General features: G+C 54.2%; 18 protein-coding genes. 5 read left to right on the plus strand and 13 right to left on the minus strand.

The window, feature by feature from the left end; translation table 11 throughout:
• Positions 1 to 69: 69 nt before the first annotated feature.
• From ACSOSI_RS22305 to ACSOSI_RS22340, 8 genes are all read right to left on the minus strand, one after another.
• Positions 70 to 381: a PTS sugar transporter subunit IIB gene (locus tag ACSOSI_RS22305; RefSeq protein ID WP_012146923.1), complete on the minus strand. Its 312-nt coding sequence runs from the start codon at positions 379 to 381 to the stop codon at positions 70 to 72.
• A 144-nt stretch (positions 382 to 525) separates the two neighbouring features.
• Positions 526 to 1,413 carry an aldose 1-epimerase gene (locus tag ACSOSI_RS22310; protein ID WP_419246173.1) on the minus strand — a complete coding sequence of 296 codons (888 nt, stop codon included), beginning with the start codon at positions 1,411 to 1,413 and terminating at the stop codon, positions 526 to 528.
• A gap of 14 nt (positions 1,414 to 1,427) precedes the next feature.
• Positions 1,428 to 2,486: a zinc-dependent alcohol dehydrogenase family protein gene (locus tag ACSOSI_RS22315; protein ID WP_476706181.1), complete on the minus strand. Its 1,059-nt coding sequence runs from the start codon at positions 2,484 to 2,486 to the stop codon at positions 1,428 to 1,430.
• A 47-nt stretch (positions 2,487 to 2,533) separates the two neighbouring features.
• Positions 2,534 to 3,520: an ABC transporter permease gene (locus tag ACSOSI_RS22320; RefSeq protein WP_026142532.1), complete on the minus strand. Its 987-nt coding sequence runs from the start codon at positions 3,518 to 3,520 to the stop codon at positions 2,534 to 2,536.
• A 30-nt stretch (positions 3,521 to 3,550) separates the two neighbouring features.
• Positions 3,551 to 5,089, minus strand: coding sequence for a sugar ABC transporter ATP-binding protein (locus ACSOSI_RS22325; protein ID WP_476706182.1), 1,539 nt, complete (start codon positions 5,087 to 5,089; stop codon positions 3,551 to 3,553).
• The gene (locus ACSOSI_RS22330; RefSeq protein ID WP_476707291.1) at positions 5,089 to 6,078 is read right to left on the minus strand and encodes a substrate-binding domain-containing protein; all 990 of its coding nucleotides are present in this window, start codon (positions 6,076 to 6,078) and stop codon (positions 5,089 to 5,091) included. Before ACSOSI_RS22330 ends, ACSOSI_RS22325 begins: the two co-directional genes overlap by 1 nt.
• 157 nt (positions 6,079 to 6,235) lie before the next feature.
• Complete coding sequence (locus tag ACSOSI_RS22335; RefSeq protein WP_476707292.1) at positions 6,236 to 7,639, minus strand: sugar porter family MFS transporter; 1,404 nt, start codon at positions 7,637 to 7,639, stop codon at positions 6,236 to 6,238.
• 36 nt (positions 7,640 to 7,675) lie between these two features.
• Positions 7,676 to 10,966: a DUF5107 domain-containing protein gene (locus ACSOSI_RS22340; RefSeq protein WP_476706183.1), complete on the minus strand. Its 3,291-nt coding sequence runs from the start codon at positions 10,964 to 10,966 to the stop codon at positions 7,676 to 7,678.
• A 107-nt stretch (positions 10,967 to 11,073) separates the two neighbouring features.
• Between ACSOSI_RS22340 and ACSOSI_RS22345 the strand changes: the two genes are divergently transcribed.
• A complete protein-coding gene (locus ACSOSI_RS22345; protein WP_261133345.1) occupies positions 11,074 to 12,276 on the plus strand; it encodes an ROK family protein in 1,203 nt (400 codons plus the stop codon).
• Between the two features lie 38 nt (positions 12,277 to 12,314).
• Complete coding sequence (locus ACSOSI_RS22350; RefSeq protein WP_041418756.1) at positions 12,315 to 12,920, plus strand: transglycosylase SLT domain-containing protein; 606 nt, start codon at positions 12,315 to 12,317, stop codon at positions 12,918 to 12,920.
• A gap of 218 nt (positions 12,921 to 13,138) precedes the next feature.
• Here the strand turns inward: ACSOSI_RS22350 and ACSOSI_RS22355 are convergent, their stop codons facing one another.
• Positions 13,139 to 15,304 carry a YgiQ family radical SAM protein gene (locus ACSOSI_RS22355; protein ID WP_476706184.1) on the minus strand — a complete coding sequence of 722 codons (2,166 nt, stop codon included), beginning with the start codon at positions 15,302 to 15,304 and terminating at the stop codon, positions 13,139 to 13,141.
• A 626-nt stretch (positions 15,305 to 15,930) separates the two neighbouring features.
• Here ACSOSI_RS22355 and ACSOSI_RS22360 point away from each other — a divergent pair.
• Both ACSOSI_RS22360 and ACSOSI_RS22365 read left to right on the plus strand, forming a co-directional pair.
• Complete coding sequence (locus ACSOSI_RS22360) at positions 15,931 to 16,440, plus strand: tyrosine-type DNA invertase (protein WP_051071230.1); 510 nt, start codon at positions 15,931 to 15,933, stop codon at positions 16,438 to 16,440.
• Positions 16,441 to 16,662: 222 nt separating this feature from the next.
• Positions 16,663 to 17,520 (plus strand): helix-turn-helix domain-containing protein, encoded by an 858-nt coding sequence (locus tag ACSOSI_RS22365; protein ID WP_476706185.1) that lies wholly within the window; start codon positions 16,663 to 16,665, stop codon positions 17,518 to 17,520.
• Positions 17,521 to 17,533: 13 nt separating this feature from the next.
• On the opposite strand, the gene ACSOSI_RS22370 is transcribed toward ACSOSI_RS22365, so the two are convergent.
• The 3 genes from ACSOSI_RS22370 to gbpA all read right to left on the minus strand — a co-directional run bounded on the left by ACSOSI_RS22370 (position 17,534) and on the right by gbpA (position 21,051).
• On the minus strand, positions 17,534 to 18,964 hold the full coding sequence (locus ACSOSI_RS22370; protein ID WP_476706186.1) for a DUF1996 domain-containing protein: 1,431 nt from the start codon (positions 18,962 to 18,964) through the stop codon (positions 17,534 to 17,536).
• Positions 18,965 to 19,038: 74 nt separating this feature from the next.
• Positions 19,039 to 19,569: a cytochrome b gene (locus ACSOSI_RS22375; RefSeq protein ID WP_012146937.1), complete on the minus strand. Its 531-nt coding sequence runs from the start codon at positions 19,567 to 19,569 to the stop codon at positions 19,039 to 19,041.
• A 66-nt stretch (positions 19,570 to 19,635) separates the two neighbouring features.
• Entirely contained in the window at positions 19,636 to 21,051 is a 1,416-nt protein-coding gene (gbpA, locus tag ACSOSI_RS22380) for an N-acetylglucosamine-binding protein GbpA (protein WP_476707293.1), read from the minus strand.
• A gap of 254 nt (positions 21,052 to 21,305) precedes the next feature.
• Here gbpA and gspS point away from each other — a divergent pair, with 254 nt between their 5' ends.
• Complete coding sequence (gene gspS / locus ACSOSI_RS22385; protein ID WP_476706187.1) at positions 21,306 to 21,689, plus strand: type II secretion system pilot lipoprotein GspS; 384 nt, start codon at positions 21,306 to 21,308, stop codon at positions 21,687 to 21,689.
• A 2-nt stretch (positions 21,690 to 21,691) separates the two neighbouring features.
• On the opposite strand, the gene ACSOSI_RS22390 is transcribed toward gspS, so the two are convergent.
• Complete coding sequence (locus ACSOSI_RS22390) at positions 21,692 to 22,555, minus strand: prepilin peptidase (RefSeq protein WP_476706188.1); 864 nt, start codon at positions 22,553 to 22,555, stop codon at positions 21,692 to 21,694.
• Positions 22,556 to 22,570 lie beyond the last annotated feature (15 nt).

Consider the following 22,570-nt stretch of genomic DNA (forward strand, 5'->3'; position numbering starts at 1 on the left):
CGTTCTGAGTCAATGGTCACGGGGCGAACAAACCGACGCCACGCTCGGCGGCAGGTGGCCCCGGCGGAATTAGTGTTGTGCGATCATCCGTAAGGCTTCGGCGAGGATTTTATCACCGCGCATCATGCCGTAATCCATGCTGTTGATAACCGCAATGGGCTTATTTTCCCTGTCGGCGATTTTTTTAAAATCGGCCAGTTTATATTTAACCTGCGGCCCAAGCAGGCAGCATTGATAATTTGCCAGCGTAGATTCAAATTCATCCATACCGACGGCAATAATATCAACCTCAATCCCCTGTTGTTCTGCTGACTTTTTCATTTTATTTACCACCATGCTGGTAGACATTCCGGCGGCACAGCATAAGAATATTTTTTTCATTCGCTCTCCTGAGATATAGGTGCAAATCATACAGTCGATGAATGAGTATGGTTTCAAAAACGAAAAAACAGCAACCGGTTTCAGTAACCGGTTGCAGGGTTTAAACGGGTTCTGTGAAGGAGATCCGAATTTTAATTTCCGGACTTAAAACGAGGAATAACTGAGCAGCATCGTCTGGCTAAACCGCTGCCCTTTAGCCAAGCGGCGCAGCCCACCCAGGTCAGCCATGTTATGGCCGTTAGCGGCATGCGACATCGGTTCCAGGCAGAAGAAGTCGAACTGATAACCCGGATCAAACGCCGGATCCGAGACGAACAGGAAGTAAACCGGGCAAGCCGGCTGAGTGTTCATCCGTAACCGAGCGCCTTGTTCCGGCCACTGGATCCGCGCCTCACCGTTCCAGCCGCTGAACCCGTTATTCACCCAGTGACGCGGCAACGGGCCTGGCTGGGAGAAATCCAGCGCCTCGGTCAGTGCCGCCTGCTCACCCGCCAGCCAGTCTTCGGCCTCCAACCAGTAGGCCCCGGCGGATGCCTGTACTCGGGTATCCGCCGTTAACGGGAAATACGGATGCCAACCCAACCCATAGGGCATCGGCCTTTCACCACGGTGTTCTACCGCCAATTCAATACTGAGTTGATGTTGCTGCAGGGTGAAATATTGCTCTACCTGATAACGGTAAGGGCCATCCTCATGCTGATAACGCAAGTGAAGGTGATTGCTACCCTGTTCAACACATTGCCACTCCTGCAGCCAGCCGTCGCCATGCAGATAGTGCCGATCCCAGTCGGTATTCGCGCTGAGCTGATATTCATGATCCTCGAAATTGAAGCGGTTTTGATTCACCCGATTACCAAAAGGAACCAGAGGAAAACACCCCGATTGCAGCGCCGACGTGGTATCACTCAACACCGCAGGCCGCAGCAGAGGGATCTCTCCCTCTGGTCCGCGCGCGGCCAATTTCAACACGCTGCCACCCAACGACGAAACCACCAACGAGAGACAGCCGTTATCCATATCAAACAATGCCATAGTGCCCCCGGATATTAATCGGCGAAATTGATCACCACTTTGCCGCACTGGCCAGAAGCCATCAGAGCATAGGCCTCGGCAACCTGCCCGAGTTTAAAACGGTGGGTAATCGCCTGATGCGGGTGCATTTTCCAGTCGTGCAGATCGGTGCAGCATTTTTCCATGTGGTGCAGGCTGGTGACCCAAGAGCCGATGATCCGCCGCTGGTGATGCATCAGGTCTGCGCTGACCTCGAATTCTACCTTGCCGGTTTCGCCAATGTAGATCACTCTTCCCCAGTCCGAAGAGGCCTGCAGCGCCAGCAGGCGCCCTTTGGCGTTGCCGGAACAGTCGAGCGTGACGTTGGCCCCGCCAGCGGTCAATTGGCGAATGCGTTCCGTCACGTCCTCACCGCTCAGGAAGCCGTGATCCATCAGCCCCAGGCGTTTCGCGGTCGCCAGACGCTCCGGGATAACATCAACGCCAATCACCGTTTTTGCCCCGCGTCCCTTCGCCAGCATCATCGCCATCATACCGACCGGGCCCAGCCCCACGACCAGTACGTGGTCGCTGCCGGAGACCTCGCCACGCACGATGCCTTCATAAGCCGTGCCGACCCCACAGGAGATAAAAGCGCCGTCTTCATAGCTGAGCGAATCCGGCAGATGAATCAAATCCTTTTCCTCCGCCAGCAGGTAGTCGGCATGGCCGCCATCCCGCTGCCAGCCATAGGCGGCCTTGCCAGCACCGGTACAGGAAATCGGATAGCCTCGCCGGCAGTTGCTGCAAAAGCCGCAGCCGGAAATATGGTACACCAGCACGCGATCGCTCTCGCGGAAGTGGCGACAGCCGGCCCCCAGCGCCACGATCTGGCCACAAGGCTCGTGACCGTTAATAAACCCCCGGTACAAGGGTTGATCCGGTGCGGCCGCCGTACCACGGTGCTGATGATAAATATAATGAATATCGCTGCCGCAAATACCGGACGATTTCATTTTAATTAATACCTGACCAATGCCCGGTTGCGGAATATCCACCTCGCGCAGTTCTGCCGTGGCGTTTCCGGGTAAATAAGCCGCCAACATTTTTCCCATACTATTTTCCCTCCAGCTTTAATCAGTTATTTGTGTGGCATATGAGGCTATTGCTTAGAGTTCTTTTGCATCACGATAATATTGGCCAGCACCGCCAGTACGATAATTACCCCTCTGACCACCTGTTGGAAAAAGGAGTTAATCCCCAGCAAGACCAGGCCGTTGCCAATCAGGGTGATCACCAGCACGCCGAGTAGGGTGCCGAGCATCGAACCGCGTCCGCCGGACAAGGCGGTACCGCCCACCACCACGGCGGCAATCACGTCAAACTCCAGGCCGCTGGCCGCCCCGGCATTGCCGGAGCCAAGACGCGCCGCCAGCAGAATACCGGTGACGGCGGCCAGCAAGCCGGCCAGAGTAAATAGCAGCACGCGAATGCGTTTGACGTTAATGCCGCACAGCTGGGCGGCACCGGCGTTGCCGCCAATGGCATACACCGAGCGACCAAAGGCAGTTTTCTTGCTGATAAACTGAAACACCACAAACAGGATCAGCATAATCACCGCCGAAACCGGCAGGCCCAACACCTGCCCGCCCAGCCAGTCCAGCACCGCGTTTTCGTCAATCGGTACCGGCAAGGCGTTGGTCATAAACAGCCCCATGCCGCGCAAGGCGCTCCAAAGCCCCAGCGTGGCGACAAAGCTCGGCACGTTAAACCAACCGCGCAGCGCTCCGGCGACCGAACCCAACGCCGCCCCCAGACACAGAGCCAGTATCAGCGCGAACGCCAGCGGGATTTGGTATTGCATTAAATAAGCCAGGATCACCGAAATAAACGCCACCATCGGGCCGACGCTGACGTCGATCTCACCGGAAATAATAATCAGCGTCATTGCCCAGGCGGCAATACCGATAGTGGCGGCGTCGCGTAAAATATTCATTTGGTTATTCAGAGAAATAAACCCGGTGGCGTAAATGGAAAACACCAGGTACAGCACGATAATAATTGCCAACAGGCCAAGTTCATTAGCGTGCTTCGATAATTTACGGGCTTTTGCTATTTTTACATCCGGTACCAAGGTGGACATTGTCATTACCTCCGATGCCTTCACATGCGGGCAGAATTATTGGATCATCAGCACTTCGGACATCAGCTGTTCAACATCCACGGGCGAGATAAACTCCTTCACTATCGTTCCCTGCTGTAACAATAAGATCCGATCGCAGACCTGAGGCAATTCCTCCACTTCGCTCGACACGAAAATAATGCTTTTCCCTTCGGCCGCCAGCTCGCGCGCAATACGATAGATTTGATTTTTCGCTTCGACATCGACGCCGCGCGTCGGCTCATCCAGCAACAAGATGCGGCTCCTGGCGTAAACCCAACGGCCAATCACCACCTTCTGCTGGTTACCGCCGGAGAGCGTCATGATCGGCGTGCCGGTTTCAGCGGTTTTCACCCGCATGCGGCTGACGATGGCCGAGGTTGCCTGTTTGATCTTCGACCAGTTCAGTACGCCAAAGCGGCTTACCGAGCGGCTGTCGGTCATCACGGTATTCTCATCCACCCCCAGCAGCGGCATGATGCCCTCGGCCTTGCGGTTCTCCGGTGTGTAGGCCATACCCCGTTTGAGCATGTCGGCATAATTCGGGCAGATCAGCGCCTCCCCGTCCAGCACCAGTTCGCCATCGGTAAACGGCGTCAGGCCAACAATGGCCTTCAGCAATTCGCTGCGGCCCGCCCCCAGCAACCCGGCAATGCCCAGCACCTCACCGCGCCGCAGCTCAAAACTGACCTGCCGCAATTTGGGCGGCAGCGATAACTGCCTCACCTCAAATACCGTTTCGCCCCCCGCCGGAACAGACACGGTTTGCGTATGGTGCTCCTGATGGCCCAGCATCAGATCGACAATCTGCTGGGTGGTCGTGTTGTCCAGCGTCACGTCACCCGCCACGCGGCCGTCGCGCATAATGGTGCAGGACGACGCCAACCGGCGGATTTCATTCATCCGGTGGCTGACATACACCACCGCAATCCCCGCCGCAGAAAGGCGCATCACCGCCGCAGCCACCAGATCCGCCTCGGCGTTGGCCAGCGAACTGGTCGGCTCGTCGAGGATCACCACTTTGGGATCTCCCTGGCAAGCCCGGGCTATCTCCACCAGTTGCTGCTGCGCCGGGCTGAGATCGCGTACCCATTGCTGAGGATCGATATCCACCCCAAGCAGCGCCAGCGCAGCGCGTGCCTGCGCCATCATGCATTGCACGTCAATCACTCCGGCACGCTGCGGCCAGGCGCCCAGGCACAGGTTTTCCGCCACGCTCATATCCTGCACCAGGCTGAGTTCCTGATAGACCGCCCGCACGCCAAGCTCACCGGCACGACGCGTCAACAACGCCTCTGGCCCATCCAACAAGCGGTCGCCGATAAAGACTTGCCCGGCGTCCGGTCGCTCACTGCCGGTCAGCATGCGGATCAGGGTAGACTTGCCCGCGCCGTTTTTCCCCAGCAGGGCACGTACCTCACCTCGCCGCAGGGTGAAATTCACATCTTGCAGCGCCACTACCCCCGGGTAACGCTTATGCCCGGATTCAATGCAGGCCACCACCGGTTGCTGCGCCAATTCGTTTAAGGCCCTTTCGCTCAGGGTCCCCGCCGACATTAAGGTAAACCGTCTTTGTGAGTCGCCAGCCAATCAGTGGCACTCTGCGATGAGGCATAGAGATCTATCGGTACCTGCACCACCTTTTGACCGACCGGCTGGCGGTTAATCGCATTCATTGCCTGCGTGAAGACCAAAGCCCCCATTTTCTTGCCCGAGATATCCACCACCGCTTGCAGTACCTGACGGTTAACCAGCTCCTGCGCGATTTCAGTGGTCATATCCGAGCCGAAAACCACCGTTTTCCCGACCTTGTTCTGATTGCGCACGGCTTTAACCGCGCCGAGCGTGGCACCGCCGGACTCGCCGAAAATGGCATCGACATTCCCGGAGGAGATCAACAGTTTCTCGCCGACCGAGATCGCCTTATCCAGCACGGTACCCTCCTGATTGGCGACGATTTTCATGCCCGGCACTTTCGCTTTTAGCGCATCTTCAAAACCTTTACGCCGCTGCACGCAAACCTCGAAGGCTTCGCAGTTAATTACCGCAATCGCGGGTTCGGGTATTTTCTTTTCTATAAAGTAATCGGCGGCGGTATTGCCCAGTTTTTTGCCAAACTCATAGGGATCACCGACCAGATAGGCATAAACATAGTTATCTACGCCCTTCTCGTTAATGCAGGTGTTGTAACAAATCACCGGAATATTCGCTTCGTTGGCACGCTTGATGGCCCGCACGCTGCCGTTGACCGAAACGGCGGAAAGCACCACGGCATTTACGTCGCGTGCGATCATGGTATCGATAAACGAACTCTCTTTAGAAACATCCCCCTGCGCATTGGTTTCTATGATTTCGATTTTCCCTCCGCCCTTGGCGGCGCCATCCTGCACACCCCAGCGGACTCCGGCGTAATACCCCTGGGTATCGAGATAAATCGCGCCGATGGTGGTTTTATCGTTTTTAGCCTGTGCGCCTGCACTGAAAATAATCAGGCCCCCGGTAATGGCTAACAGCATGTGTTTTATATTTTTTAGCAACATCGTTATTCTCCAGTTAATGTTCATTAACCTCTTGCTGCCTATTTTTATTATCCCGTCGGATGGATTTACCGCAGTTTGCCATCCAACGGGGCACAGACTCATTACACTAAATGATCAAGCTGATTACTTACCGCCACAGGATCACGCATTAAACTAAACGGCGTTAAGTAAACTCTTTCGCCTTGGCGACGCTAGCGCCTGCTGCGCTGAGCCGCTCTTCCAACGCCTCCAGGGTAATGCCTTTGGTTTCCGGGACCTGGGCGTAGATGAACACCGCACCGGCCAGACAAATGCCGCCATACAGCAGGAAACTGCCCGCCGCACCCAGCGCCGCATTCAGCAGTGGGAAGCTGTAGGTCAGCACAAAGCAGGCCATCCACAGCGCGAAGGTGCCGGCGGCCATCGCCGCGCCGCGAATGCGGTTGGGGAATATTTCAGACAACAACACCCAGGTAACCGGCGCAAGAGTGACGGCATAGATAGCGATGGCGACCAACACCAGCAGCAGGACCGGCAGGCCCAGCAGCCCATAGGCGTAAGCCGCTGCCATCAACAGGTAGACCATCGTTAGTCCGCAGGCACCGATCAACATCAGTCGGCGACGACCAATACGATCCACCAGTGGCAGGGCCAGCAAGGTGAAGATCAGGTTGATCAATCCGGTGGCGACGATCGATTTCAGGGTGTCGTTAATATCAAACCCTGCCGACGCGAAGATCTCCTGCGCATAGTTGAAGATCACGTTGATGCCGCACCACTGCTGGAAGACCGCCAGCACAATGCCAATTACCAGCACCGGTCGCACATCGCTGCGCAACAGCGCGCCGAGCGGCACCTTGCTGCTGTCCTTGCCCAAAGTCTGACGGATCTCCGCCAGCGTTTGCTGTGCGTATTGCTCGTTGCCAATACGCCGCAATACCCGTTGCGCCTTTTCATGACGTCCGGCTTTTGCCAGCCAGCGTGGGGATTCCGGCACCACCAGCATCAACAGCAGGAAAGCCAGTGCCGGAACCAGTTCGGCGCCGAACATATAACGCCAGCCAATTTGTCCATTCCAGCTGGCTAACAAATCGGCCTGGCTGGCATTGGCCACCACCGGATCGGCGATCAACAGGTTGATCAACTGCGCCGCCAGCACCCCAATCACAATGGTCAATTGGTTCACCGCCACGAAGCGGCCACGCTGGGCTGCCGGGCTGACTTCGGCGATATACATCGGCGACAGTGCCGAGGCCAGGCCAATACCGACGCCACCGACAATGCGATACACAATAAAGGCGTCGAAACTGGTGGCCATGGCGGTGCCCCAGGCGGAGATCACGAAGGTTAGCGCGGCGATCGCCAACGGCAACTTGCGGCCAAAACGGTCCGACAACAGGCCCGAGATCAGGGCGCCAAAAATACAACCGACCAGCGCTGAGCTCATCGCCCAGCCGGACTGCGCAGGATCGGTAATGCCGAAGTAAGCCTCGTAAAACGGCTTGGCCCCGCCGATCACTACCCAGTCATAGCCGAATAACAGGCCACCGCAAGCGGCGACCAGGCAGATAGTCCAGACATAGGGCATGTTCAGTTTATTCGTCACATTCGTCCCCTTGCGGCATCAGTTGGCTAAAACCTCGGCCAGTACGCTGAATAAACGCGCTTTGTCATGCGCAGGATTTACCACCAGCAACTCGCCCAATGTCTGCTGCGCCGCCGTTAACTGCCCTAACCCCAGCAGCGCCAAAGCAGTCACCAGCAGGCAGTGCTGTTGATGCGCCTGGTTCAGGTCGTTGTCCAACGCCATCAAATCCGGCAGCGAAACGGCAAAGAAATCGGCACCCGGCGCCAGCTCTGACTGTTGCCGCACCCATTCCTGCATTTGCATGAACTGTTGTTCGGCCTGTGCCGACTGCCCCAGTTGTTTGAGTGCCATACCGCGATAGAACAGATAGTCCACCGGTTGGTCGTTGTAGTAGCGGCTTTGCGTCAGGTCACCCTGGCCGGCACAGGCCCGCTGCCAGTAGCCGGCGGCAGCGTCAAGGTCACCTTGCCGGGCGGCACTGATGCCGAGCCAATAGTAGAGATCGTTGTCACTTTGCCCGGCCAGCCGGCCTTCCCCCAGATTGTGCGGGTAGTGCAACGCCGACTGCAGCAACTCATGCGCCTGCTGCGGATCCCCCCGCTGTAGCGCCTGAAACGCCAAGCGCTGCAGGTTGATCAGGTACTGGCCGGTGACCTTGCCTTCACCGCCTTCCCACGGGTGGAACTGCCGCTGTTGCAGAGTCTGTTGCGCCTCACTCAAGCGGCCACACTGGTTGTACAGGCTCAGCAGTTCGGCTGTGAGGTCATCACGCCTGGCCACCACCGCCAAATGTTGTTCCAGCAAGGCCAGCCGTTGTTCAGGAGCCACTCGCAGATGCTTATTCAGTTGATCCAGCTCGAACAATAACCGGGCATCGTCGGGCTGTAGCCTGAACGCTCGTTGCAGATATTCCAGCGCAACGTCATGCTGCTGGAGCTTGTTGAAGCTGTAGATCCCCAGGTTGCGCCAGGCATCGGCAAACCCCGGCTGCCGCTCGACGCAGCGCTGCCACAGTGCCACCGCCTGCGAGTAGTTGCGTTTGCTGTAATGAAAACACCCCAGCAGGTACTGCGCAAAATCGCACTCCGGCAATTGGCTCAGCATCTGTACTTCGTTCAGGGTATTGGGGAAGCGTACCTGTCGGCTAAAGCTTTCACGCGCCTGCACCAGCAACTGCTGGTATTCGCTATCGCCCGCCTCGCCCTTGCGCAAGCTGGCCAACAGATAAAGCGGCAGGCTTTCCTGGCTGTCCAGCAGCGTCAGCAGTTCAATCGCCTGCGGTTTGGCCCCCCATTCACAGAGTTGGTTGGCCATGGTCAGCGCATTAATGCCACGGCAACCGGTCACCGCACGCAAGCGTTGTAAATCGGCAGCCTCACGGGTTTGCGCATAACGCAGGTAATACAGGCTGTAATGCAACGGGCGGGCAGCCAGTTGCTGCGCAATATAGGCCAGGCTCTGTTCCCCCTGTCCCAGGCGTTGCAACAACCATGCCTTGAGAGCGATCAACGGATAATGGCTGGCATTAACGCTCAGGCTGCTTTCGCAAAATTCCAGCGCCTGCGAATAATTCCCGCGCCGCGCAGCTACCCGAGCCAGGCCGTAGAAGCCGCCCGGTTTACCATTGCCGCTCCAGATGGCGCGGTAGAAATCTTCATAGGCCGCGCTGTCGTCACCCAATTGTTCATGCGCGCAGCCGCGGATCAGACTGGCCAAGCCACACTGTGGGTTACGGTTAAGGTGGTGAGCACGTACCAGCGCATTGTCAGCATAGGCAATAGCGCGTGCAAAATTGGCGCGGTTATATTCCAGCGTCGCCAGGGCCAAATTGCAGCGGTAATCGAGCGGATCCAGCGCCAAACCTCTCTGGTAGTAATCGAACGCCGAACGGCTGGCGTGATGGTATTGCTCCAGATGCTGGCCGATAAACCAGGCCTCATCGGCACTGTCAATTTGCCCGGCCAGCGGCGGTGCTTTGGCCGGCTGCGGCAGTTCTGCCGCCGGATCGGCCTGATGCTGACGATAGCTGAGTACGCAGCCCCCCTGCGAGTCCAACAATTCAATCGTCAGACGACCAGAGAAATCACCGGTCATGGTCTCCATCAAGGCCGCTCCGGGGCGGAGATCGATACGACGATCGAGCAATAGCTGTTGGTCGCTATCGCTGCGGACTACCAGCCGATGCTGCGCCAGCGGCGCGACTGCATACAGCCCCCACACCAGCTGTCGTCCGTCGCTTTCCAACTTTAGCGCCGCCCGGGTGTTGGCGTTCTGCACCATGCCCAGGGTGTTGTAAGGCAGGAAATTCTGCACGAAGCATTTTTCTTCATAGGCATCGAGCCAGGTGAAATCCGGCTGATTATCGGTGTAGACCCCGGTCATCAGCTCGATATACGGGCCATTGTTGTCGGTCAGATTGCGATCCCAGGCCTGACCAAATTCGCCGTGGCCCCAGCTCCATTGTTTCTTGCCGGGTGATACATGATGATCGGCGATATGCAGCAAACCGCCCTGCTCATCGTGGCTATAGGCCCCGACGAAGTCATAGTCCGACTTATACGCCATATAAGACGTCGGCACCGGGATATTCTTGTAGCGTGAAATATCCACACCGGCCGAGTAATCCACCTTGTAGTAGGTGCCAGTAGCGATGGGGAACGAGGAGACATCGCGCTTGCCGTGGTCAAAAACGGCGGTCACATCCGGTGGGAACACGCTCTGGTGATCGTCCCCGCCCTTCACTGCCGGGTTGGCCCACCAGAGGAAATGGCGCGGTGTCGGGTTGGCGTTAAAGATCCTGGCGCTGATTTCAATCAATGCACGGTCGGGATACAGAGTGAAACCGGCCATCACCTGCAGGCCGCGCATCGGTTCCACTTCCCCCAGCCAGACGGTCTGCGCTCCGTTTTCATGCTGTTGAATCTGGCAGTCCACCGGCATATAAGTGGTCGGCCGGTGGTGCTGCGGCCAGTTAAACTCAATGCCCCCGGAGATCCACGGCCCCAGCAGCCCCACCAACGCCGGCTTGACCACCTCGTTGTGGTAAACAAAATCACGCTGCTGCACTTTGTCGTAGGCCCGATGAATGCGCCCACCCAGCTCCGGTAACAGCATCACGCGCAGGTAGTCGTTTTCCAGATACACCGCCTGATAACGGCGCAAGGTTTTCTCACCGCTTAGGGTATCAATCACGCCATAAGGGTAAACCGCGCCGGAAGATCCCTGATAGACACGGTTTTCCAGGAACATCGGGTGCGAGTCCTGCTCACCGGTACCGTAGGTGGGTAATTCAACCTGTTCTTGCCAAACCTTGACTGTCCCGTGCATGCTTTCCTCTCTAAAAATACTGAACATTGCGTTTCAGGCAGTCTAGATGACGGAATTGATGACTTTATGCGCTACCATCACGCAATACACTAAACGGGGTTTAATAAATGGCATTGCAAGGTTTGAATAACCAGCGGGTGCGTAATTTTAATAAACGGGTGTTATGTGCACTGCTGTACCGGGAAAAGGTCGCCAGTAAGTCGACGCTGGCACGGCTTTCGCAGTTGTCTATTCCTGCGGTCGGCAAAATTCTCGACGAACTGCAGGAAGAGCAGCGGGTAGAACACGACCCGCACAACCTGCACAGCCGCGGTTTGGGTGGCGGCAGTTACCGCATCGCCGCCGCCGGGCAACGCATCCTGTGCCTGAATGTCTCCCCTTATCTGATTGAAAGCATCGTGGTGGATGGCCTGATGACGCCTTGCAGCGCCTTCACCCCGCAGCCGATCGTCGCCACTACGCCGCAGGCGATGCTGCAGGAAATGGTGCAAATCTATCATCTGCACAGCCGCCAGCAGGGCATGCCACTGAAGATTGCGCTGTCGATCCACGGCCAGGTCAATCCGCTGACCGGGGTGTCCCAACGTATGCCGCAGGCCCCGTGGGAAGGCCCGGTAGAGATAAAATACCTGCTGGAAGAGCGTCTGAAGACCGAGGTTTTGATCGATAACGACTGCGTGATGCTGGGGCTGGCGGAAAAGTGGCAAAATAACGCCAATCTGCAGGACTTCTGCGTGATTAACGTCGATTACGGCATAGGTTCATCATTTGTGATTAACCAGCAGATTTACCGGGGCAGCCTGTTTGGCAGCGGTCAAATCGGCCATACCATTGTCGATCCCGATGGCGGCCTTTGCTCCTGTGGCCGTTACGGCTGTCTGGAAACCATCGCTTCGCTGTCGGCGCTGAAGAAAAAGGCCCGCATTCAGCTCAAGGTCGCTCCCTGGGCACAACAGGAAGGTGAACGGATTAAAACCCCCACCACCGCCGACCTGATCGCTCGTTACCATCAGGGCGATGCTGCGTTGCAGGTGCTGGTGCAACGCGCCGCCCAGGCGATTGGCCTGAGCCTGTATAACTTCCTTAATATCCTCAATATCAACCGTATCTATCTGTACGGGCGCAGCTGTGGATTTGGTCAGGCCTGGCTGGACACCATCATCAGTCAAACCGGTTTTAACCCTTTCGACCGGCACGACCAGATCCAGGCCCAGGCCACGCATATCGGCTTTGGCCAACTGACGCGCGCGCAGCAGGTGACGGGGATAGGCTATCTGTATGTCGAACAGGCACTGACGGAGATGCTATGATGCCCGACTTTATCCCAGCAAAAACAATACGGAGCACCATGAACCCCACTCTACGACTCTGGTCACGCGCAGGCATTGTCTGCCTGATGCTGATCCTGGCCGGTTGTTCCAGCAAAAAACCGCGTACCAGCTATGATGCTCACGCTTTTGATGACGCAATTGAAGATGCTGCGGATAAATACGATGTCGATCAAAAGCTGATCGCCGCGATGATTAAGGTGGAGTCCGGCTTTAACCCGGCAGCAATCAGCCGGTCAAATGCCATAGGGTTAATGCAGCTGAAAGCCGATACCGCAGGTTGCGACGCCTATCGCTACAAAGGCAAACGCGGCTGCCCGGACGAAGACGATCTGCTGGATCCTGATACCAATATCGATCTCGGCGCCGCCTATATTGCCGTATTGCAAAAACAGCAGCTTAAAGGGATCGACGATCCCGTCACGCTGCGTTACGCCACCATTATCGCCTACGTCAACGGCACCGGCGCGCTGTTGCGGACCTTCTCCAGCAACCGCCAGCAAGCCATTTCGATGATTAACAATCTGTCGCCGGAAGCCTTTAACTGGCATGTCCGCAAGTATCATCCCGCCCCGCAGGCACCGCGCCATTTGATGAAAGTAGAAGCGGCCTACGAGCAACTTTGATTTTCAACGCAAAAAGGAGAACCCGGGGGTTCTCCTTTCGTTTTGATGACAACGTTGTCTTTACCCCCGAGATACCCGGGCCTAGCGCACCGAGGGGCGCTCCGGCGGACAAGCCGCTACGACCCCTTCGGCACGCTCTCCCTAATAACGGGCTTTGTCAGTTGTCTGAAAGGATAACCCGAAAGTTATCCTTTTCGTTTAAGAGCACTGCCCGACCGTTAGGGTTTACCGCTGCGGATAGGCTTGCGCGGCGGCTTATTGGACGGCGTACGCTGACGGGTGATGTCAGTATGCTTGGTCAACGCCGGGCGGGTATGGCGCTGCAAACGCTTGGCTTCACGTTGCTCGTCAATGCTTGGCGCCGGAACCAGACACTCGCGACGGCTGCCGATCAGGTGCTTCATGCCCATCTCTTCCAGCGCGGTACGGATCATCGCCCAGTTGGCCGGATCGTGATAACGCAGCAGCGCCTTGTGCAGACGACGCTGACGATCGCCCTTCGGTATCACCACATCTTCACTCTTATAACCGACCCGGCTCAACGGGTTTTTGCCGCTGTAGTACATGGTGGTGGAGTTAGCCATCGGTGACGGATAGAAGTTCTGCACCTGGTCAAGGCGGAAACGGTTTTTCTTCAACCACAGCGCCAGGTTCACCATATCTTCATCGCGGGTGCCCGGATGCGAGGAGATGAAATACGGGATCAGATACTGCTCTTTGCCCGCCAGTTTGGAGTAATGGTCGAACAGTTGTTTAAACCGATCGTAGCTGCCCATACCCGGCTTCATCATTTTCGACAGCGGGCCTTCCTCGGTGTGTTCCGGGGCAATTTTCAGGTAGCCGCCAACGTGATGGGTAGCCAGCTCTTTGATATAGCGCGGATCTTCCACCGCCAGATCGTAACGCACGCCAGAGGCGATCAGGATCTTCTTGATGCCCTCCAGCGAGCGCGCACGGCGATACAGCTTGATGGTCGGCTCGTGGTTGGTGTCCATGTAGGTACAGATTTCCGGATACACGCACGAGGCGCGACGGCAGGTCTGCTCTGCGCGCGGGTTGGTGCAGCGCAGCATATACATGTTGGCCGTCGGGCCACCCAAATCGGAGATCACGCCGGTAAAGCCCGGCACTTTGTCACGGATCTCTTCGATTTCACGAATGATGGAGTCTTCCGAACGGCTCTGGATGATGCGTCCTTCATGCTCGGTGATCGAACAGAATGAACAACCGCCGTAGCAACCGCGCATGATGTTGACCGAGAAGCGGATCATGTCATAGGCCGGAATGGTTTCCTTGCCGTAGGACGGGTGCGGAATACGCTGGTACGGCAGGGCAAACACGCTGTCCATTTCCGGCGTAGTCAACGGAATAGCCGGCGGGTTGATCCACACGTAGCGATCGCCATGTGACTGCATCAGCGCGCGGGCACAGCCCGGGTTGGTTTCATGGTGCAGAATACGCGAGGTGTGCGCATACAGCACCTTGTCGGCCTTCACCTTTTCAAAGGACGGCAGCAACACGTAGGTTTTTTCCCACGGCTTGGGCTTGGCGGCGCGTACGGTCACCGGCTTGGCTTCCGGTTCCGGCTTGCCGCCGTCGGCGCAGGGCAGATCGTCGCCGTAAGGGTTTGGAATAGGTTCAATGCGGCCCGGCCTATCCAGACGGGTAGAATCTACGCCAGTCCAGCCTGGTAACGCGCCCTTGCGCATCACTGCCGTATTGCGGATATCGTGGATCTCACTGATTTTTTCGCCGGCGGCCAGACGGTGCGCCACTTCCACCAACGGGCGTTCGCCGTTACCGTAGATCAGCATGTCGGCTTTGGAGTCCACCAGCACCGAGCGGCGCACGGTATCCGACCAGTAATCGTAGTGAGCAATGCGGCGCAGGCTGGCTTCAATGCCGCCCAGTACGATCGGCACATCTTTATAGGCTTCTTTACAGCGTTGGCTGTAAACCAGCGTTGCGCGATCCGGGCGTTTGCCGCCCACGTTGCCGGCGGTATAGGCATCATCGTGGCGCAGCTTGCGGTCGGCGGTATAGCGGTTGATCATCGAGTCCATGTTGCCGGCGGTGATGCCGAAAAACAGGTTCGGTTTGCCCAAACGCATGAAATCTTCTTTATTACTCCAGTCCGGCTGCGCGATGATACCGACGCGAAAGCCCTGCGCTTCCAACATACGGCCGATGATCGCCATGCCAAAACTCGGGTGATCGACATAGGCGTCACCACTGATAATGATCACATCGCAGCTGTCCCAGCCCAGTTGATCCATCTCTTCGCGCGACATCGGTAAAAACGGCGCGGTGCCATAACATTCGGCCCAATAAGGCTTATAGGAAAACAATTCACGGTCGGGTTGGATCAGACTGGTAGTGCTCATTCTGGTGCTCTTTCACAGGTTAATTAATCGCCGGGCGGCGATTATACGCACTAGTTGCAAAAAGAGCATGGTTATTTCACACATCGGTCACATCACGGGCGAGTTACGCCGGTGAAAGGCATATCGGGGGCAAACAGGGACGACGGTTCGAGTTTGGCAGAGTGGCGTTTAAGGCTGCTGATGAGCGCAATGGACCTCACACCGTGCTTCATTCTCGTAACGCATTACTCAATTTTAATAAAAAACACTGAACAATACTGACATTTAAATAAATAACTGCACTTAACAAAAAATGTTTTTATTAAACAAAAACTCAACATAAGCAATATTAATAATGTAAAAACAAATTATATAAAAATAAAACAAACATAAACCATTGTTTTTTAATGATATATTTAGAATTTATCGAGGCACGGCAATAATCAAAATGTCACAGCAATAATCAAGTAGAAGACGGGAGACTATTTATGCAAACATAACTAAGTAAGATTTATCTTAAGTTGTTATGGTCATTAAGAAACATTTTATGATTACTCGATCATTTAATCTCACCACACATAAGTACAACGGAGGTCAGTGTGAAACCTAACATCAGAAAATATCTGGATGAGTCAGAAATAAACAGCATGATCGAGAATATTAAAAAAGGCCTGAATGCCTGGCGCGACAGATGCATGATCAGCATGTGCTTTATTCACGGCTTACGCGCCAGTGAGTTGCGGGGGTTGACATTAGATAATATCGAGCTGGATGCGAAGAGGATCTACATCCCTCGTTTGAAGAATGGTCTTTCCGTACAACACCCTTTACATGAAAATGAGATAGTCATGCTGAACCATTGGTTGGAAATAAGGAAAAGCTGGCACTATGCCGATCAGCCCTGGCTGTTTCTTTCACGAAAAGGCGGGCCAATATCCCGCCAGCAAATTTACCGTCTGATACGTGATTACGGTAAAAATGCCAACATCCAAGTTTCGACACATCCTCATATGTTACGCCATGCCTGTGGCTACTTTCTGGCAAATCTGGGGATGGACACCCGCTTGATTCAGGACTACCTTGGGCATCGAAACATTCAACATACCGTACTCTATACCGCCAGTAATGCCATGCGATTTCAGGCTATTGAATTCTGATTCATTTCCCTTGGAAATAATAACAACGCTTCACAAATAAAAATAAAATATATTTTTAATTTAAATTATATATAATTCAAATAATCACGATAACATTACTATCCTGCACACCAAAACCAGGAGTAACAAATCCGACAAATAAACAAACCGACTGGTTTACCCCATGCAAGATCATTTACCATTAACCCCAGAATTTATAAAATCTTCAAGGCCTAAAATACAATGACTAAAGATAATGATGGGCTTATTTACCGTCACCAGACAGAATTAACCGTTAGCTCTACCCACTGGGAATACGGCCAGGTCGATAACGTTGCGGTCAGCGGGGCTCATCAAGCTCAACTTTTCCGCCCCAGCCACACGCTGATTATCTATGACAGTTTTCACGCTGCTGAAGGCGGTAGCACCATCCATGGCGACATTTGGTTTGACGAAAAACGGGTTCCCTGCAGACGTACGATCAGCCAGGTCGCGGACATCATCCCCTGCGGCTGTGGTTTTGAGGCGGCGACTTATATCGACGGCACGCTCAAATACACCGCTATTTCCGTTTCCCCCGAGCTCATCGCGTCACTTCCGGGTGGCACCACCGGGCTGAATATTGAGCCTAACGCCAATATTCGCAGCCCGCTAATCAGGCAACTGTGTGCCAGCCTGAAAACCAGTACGGATGAATTGCATGCTACGTCCTTGATGTTGGCGATGCTGACTGAAACGTCACATCACCTGCGGGTGTTGTCCTCGCCGTCGCTCGCGCACCAGGCGCTCACCAAAACGCAGATGGAGCAACTGACTTGCTACATCGAAGATAATCTGGGTGATACCATCACTCTTCAGGCCCTGGCTCAACTCACCGAGTTGAGCATGTTCCATTTTTCCCGGGTTTTTAAACAGGTTTTTGGTCTGCCGCCCTATCAGTATGTCCTGCATCGACGGCTGGAACGAGCCTATCAATTGGTCATCACCAGCCGGTTGTCTCTGACCGAGATCTCCGCCCAATGCGGTTTCAGCGCCCCGGCGCAATTCAGTACCCACTTCCGTCGCCAGTTCGGTCGGTCTCCTTCGTCCCTGCGTCCCTAGCGACGGCAGAAGGTTAAGGGTTTTGATGGCTATTTTCGGGGGTAAAATAGAAACGCAACACCGGCCCGCGAGGCCCCTCTTTGCTATTGAACTCGGCATCCGCGTCTTGACTGCCGCTCAAACAAAAACTCACCTCACGCTGGCCGGCCTGCATGGCTTGCGTGACGGCGGCAGTGACGTCAAAGGTTTTCTGCACCGAATCGGTCCACATCTGCGCATGATCCAATGGGGTCGATGGACACTCCTTGATGGTATGTTCCCCCTGATTTTCATCCCAACTCCCCCCCGGCAGCGCATATAACCTCACCTGCCCGGTTTCGCCGCTGACCTGACGACCATAGAGGCGCAGGTCGGCTTGGGTTATATTCAGGGTGTCGAGACGTTCCGGCAGCTCAAACTTGATTAAGCCAATATTTTGTTCTCCCCCGACCTTGATCACTGCCTCATCACCATGAAGACGCCCATCGGTCACCGAAACCCAGGCATCATCACTGCTACGCTCAAAATCGCCCGGGATATCCTTATCACAGGCAATCTTGCGATTGAGACACTCCTCCACGCTGTAGCGCGTAGCGCCTGGGTTCCAGGCGGCAAAGAAATCCGCGTGCGCAGCATAAAGGTCACCCCATTTAGGGAGCAAACTGCCGTCAGCCTGCAGAACGGGGTTCATGGACAATTTGGCCCCTTTAAGACTGCTATTTTCCCCCAAGGCATAATGGATACGCATATTCAGCTGCGGGAGCTTCACCGGATATGCCGCAGGGCATAGACCGGTTAATTTATCGCTGTAAACTGCATTGCGTTTGTGCGGGTTGGTAGTCAGGCTGGTGCCATTCCAACAGTCCGGGAAGTTAAGCGAAATATTGAATTCTGCGCCTTCGTCAAACCCGGCTATCTGCGGACAGCTCTCCGGCGGATCGTTATAATGCATCCCGCCCTCAAGCGTTAGGCGGCAGTAAAACCAAATATAAGGGTCATAATCGTCCGGCGACCTGTGGTGGTTGCCTACCAACAGTTGCAGCCCCGGCGGGATAGGCGCAACGGCCTGCTCCGGTATATTGTTACGGTAATAAACCTTGATATAGCTGGGGGTAACAACGCTGCCATCCGCTCGTTTTAGCTGCGGCGCCCAATACGAAGAGCTGTCATAGGGCGAGGTACAGGTCGTCGTCGGTTTTTTTTGCAACGACTCGACCGTGCTCATCGCATCCGCCTCCGTATTGCCAAAAAAATCATGGATCATCGAGAACCCTGGCAAGCCCGGCATGACAATGGCGTCATCGGCCAACGTATGCGAGTAATCGCATACCACGTTAAAGATGCCAACATCGCCACCGTCAATCACCTCGGTAGGGGTGTATTCGGGGGCCAGAGGCGAAGCCAGCGACAAGCAGGGGAGAAATAAAGTCAGAGGAATAAGGCAGGTGAGTTTATTGCTAAACATGTTTTTTCCTTTTGAAATGAAAAAGCAATATTTCCTGTTGTACATAACCCGGATAAATAATGGATAGAGGGCAATCAGACCATTCTTGAGAGAATGTTTTTCTTATCAAATAACTGATGTTTTATCACCGCTGCGACATGCATTAACAACATCAGCCCCAGAGCAATGCAACTGTAACGATGAACGTTGAAAAAGAAGAGGTTCACTTCAAGGTTATTGAGCGGCTGAGGGACCGGCAGCAGGCCAAAGAAGAGATAGCCATCTTTCAACATCAAAAAGCCACTGATCAAAACAACAAAGATAATCAGGTAGAAAATTTCATGAAGTAAAATAACCAACCCTTTTTTATTTCCCTGAATATGTTCACCGTAGGGTACCGAGGGTCTGAAAAAACGCCAGGTAAAACGCACAATCATCAGCAGCGTCATCACCGTTGCCAATGACATATTAAGCTCTGAGAAGAACGTGAAAATCTTGGGGTCCGAAATAAAATGCAAGCCATAACCCACCAGCGAGGCGTAGATAATCCCGACGGCCAGCACCCAGTGTAATATGCGAGAAAAACGATCGTAGCGGGAGCGAGGTGCCTTATTCTGCATGGTCATTAATATCCTTATTACTGATAAAAAAAAGTCGGCCCGGGGCAGGCCGACAAAAAAGTAGTGTTGCTATTAGTTTTTTAATATCCAGGCTTGTTGCCAGTGTTCACCGATACCCGGTTCAAATTGCGCCTTACCGCTAGTCCATTGTGTGCAATAGCCGCTGTAAGGGAAAGGTTTGCACTGATAGGTTTTGCCATCTTTAGGTTGTAACACCACCGTCCCTGCCGTATAGCTTTCGAGGCCTTCGGGGAAGATATATTGATAGTTGCCGGAAGAAGCATCTTCTAATTGCAGGTTAATCACATCCTGTTTAACCAACTGACCTTCTTTATTGGTCGCGAAGTATTTCAGCATATGGTGCCCGGCAGTAACGTCGTTCAGCGGCACAGTCATCGATAGGCGGTTATCGGTTACGCTTTGCTTCAGGTAGCCTTTCTCACTGCCGTGGTGATCGAACACCCGGGCTTCAAAGATGACGTCACCCTTGACGTTAACGTTGAAACTCACGTTGGCGCGGCCATCCTGGATTTTATCCACCTGAACGCCGGAGATTTCCACTTCTTCCTCAATGCCTGGCGCCTGCTCTTCATAGGAGATGACTACCTTGCTCAAACGGCTGTCATCCTTGACGAAAGCACTGTTGTTGCCGTAGACCGGATTCACACTTCCTTGTGTGTCCTTTACGCCAATACGTACATCATCATGTTTCGCATTAATCAATACCGCCAGATCGTATGACCAACGGTTTTTATCCGTCTGCTTTTCACTATCAATGGCCATTTCAGTGCGCAGAGACGTTACCTCTCCCTGATCGTCAAAGAATCGAGCAATAACCTTATCGCCCTTTTTCAAATCCTTACCAGATACCTGACCTGAGATCTGCTTACTCCACGGTGACGTTATGCCTTCACCTCCGCCAAAATCGACGTCAATGACCTGATAGAAACTGTTTACGGTATCGGCAATTTCCCAGGCGCCGTAAATCACCTGATAACCACTGCGCTGCGGCACGTTACATTCATGAACTGCCCGCTGGGCCGGCATCTGTCCATGCCCCTCAGCTTGGCAGAAAGGCGTCGCTTCGAATGCCGCGCGAGTCAGCGGCTGATTGGCGTCCCAATTCTGTTTGGTGATGTAATACCGCCAGTTATTGGTTTTGTGCATGGCAGTATGGAACCAGGTAAACGTATTCATTCCCGCCTTGATGGGGTTTTTTGCCCACATATTCATACTTTGCTTATCAAGCGGGGAATAATGAGGAATGCTGGCGCTGGCCAGTTCGCCATCGCGCGGTAAAGGCCCGGCCGGGAAACCAGAATCTTTCTCAACGCTTTGCGGCTCGTATTGCACGGCGCCGCAATCGGTATTTTCCTGCAAATTACATTTATAGGCACGGCTTTGCGGCGATTCAACATAACCATGCGCCAGAGCACCACTGGAGAGAGTTAATGCAGCTACTGCCAGCGCGATTTTTTTCAATTCCATTTTATCACCAGAGTTATCATTCAAATTTAACTGGTTAAACGGTGTATATCCCATACACCGATAACCGCTCATTTACTCTGCCGACATCATAGTTATTCTTCTGCCACGGGCACCTTAAAAAGGCTGAATATAAGGGAGTATAAGTGACATGACGCCTCTGACGGCCCATAATACCCCCAGAGAAAAACACCTGTCACCCCCGTATCTTTCGACATAAGAGACGCAGATATTCTGAAATTTCATGGAGCCTATCAGTGGTAAAAAAACAGTTTTTATTATCTTTTATTTTGTGCAACTTATTATTAACGGGTTGCTCAACAACTTCTGACAATAACCCCACCACCAAACTGGATGTAGAACATCAACAACAGTTGGCGGCATTAATTGCCGGAAGTCAGTATCTAAAAGAAAATTGCCAACGCAATGACATTCCTGCTATTTCGGTATTAACAAAAACGGCGATATTAGAAGCGAAGAAGAAAAAATGGCCGGTCAATGAAACCCTGTCTGACGCATTACCGCTGAATGCCCGCGAAATCATTAACAAACTGAACCAGGACCCCACGCCGGTTGCCCAGAAGTGTGCCTACTTTAACTCATCGTTGGCCGCTTTTATTGAAACATCTCGCCGACAATAACGCTATTTCAGCTGTAAGATCAGGCAAATCGCCCCTGCAACACACAGCCCCGGACCGAAAGGTTGGGGCTGGCTCCAGCTATCTGCTCGTTTTTTCGCGAACAACAGGATGACAAACAGCGTTGCCGTCGAGGCTATCAGCAGGATCTCCGGCAATTTCTGCCAGCCAAGCCAGGCGCCGAGCGCCGCCAGCAGCTTGAAATCGCCATACCCCAGCCCTTCCTTCCCGGTCATCAACCGCAGACTCCAATAGAGCAACCACAACACCAGGTAACCGGCGATAGCGCCGAGCACCGCATCCCCCAGAAAATCACGCTGCTCCAGCCAGTGCCAAAACAGGCCGCACCACAGCAACGTCAATGTCAGGATATCCGGCAATATTTGATGGCGAAAATCGATGATGGCCAGCGAGAGCAGCAAGGCGCTAAAAACCATCATCATCACCCAGTCCGCTCCCGGGGGCAGATAGCAGGCCAACAGGGTGGCGATAACCGCCATCGCCAGCTCGACTGCCGGGTACGCCCAACCGATAGCCTGCCGGCAATGGCGACAGCGCCCGGCCAAAAACAACCAACCGAGCAGCGGAATATTATCGTAACAGGCAACGGTATGCTTGCAATTGGGGCAATGAGAACGTGGCAGAAACAGGTTCAGGACTGCACGGTTTTTATCGGGGAAAATGCTCGTTCTGACGGGCGTTGGCGCGGCGCTGGGATGTCGGGTTAAATAATCCATCACGAAGGTTGTTTCTTCCCGCTGCACCATCAGCGGCAAGCGATAGATCACCACATTAAGCAAACTGCCGACGCACAACCCCACCAGCCCCGAGAACGCCAGCCAAAGAGAGGTATCCGTGTAAAACGCCATGGTCATTCCTATTGA

The sequence above is a fragment of the Serratia sp. AR11 genome (genome assembly GCF_056376275.1).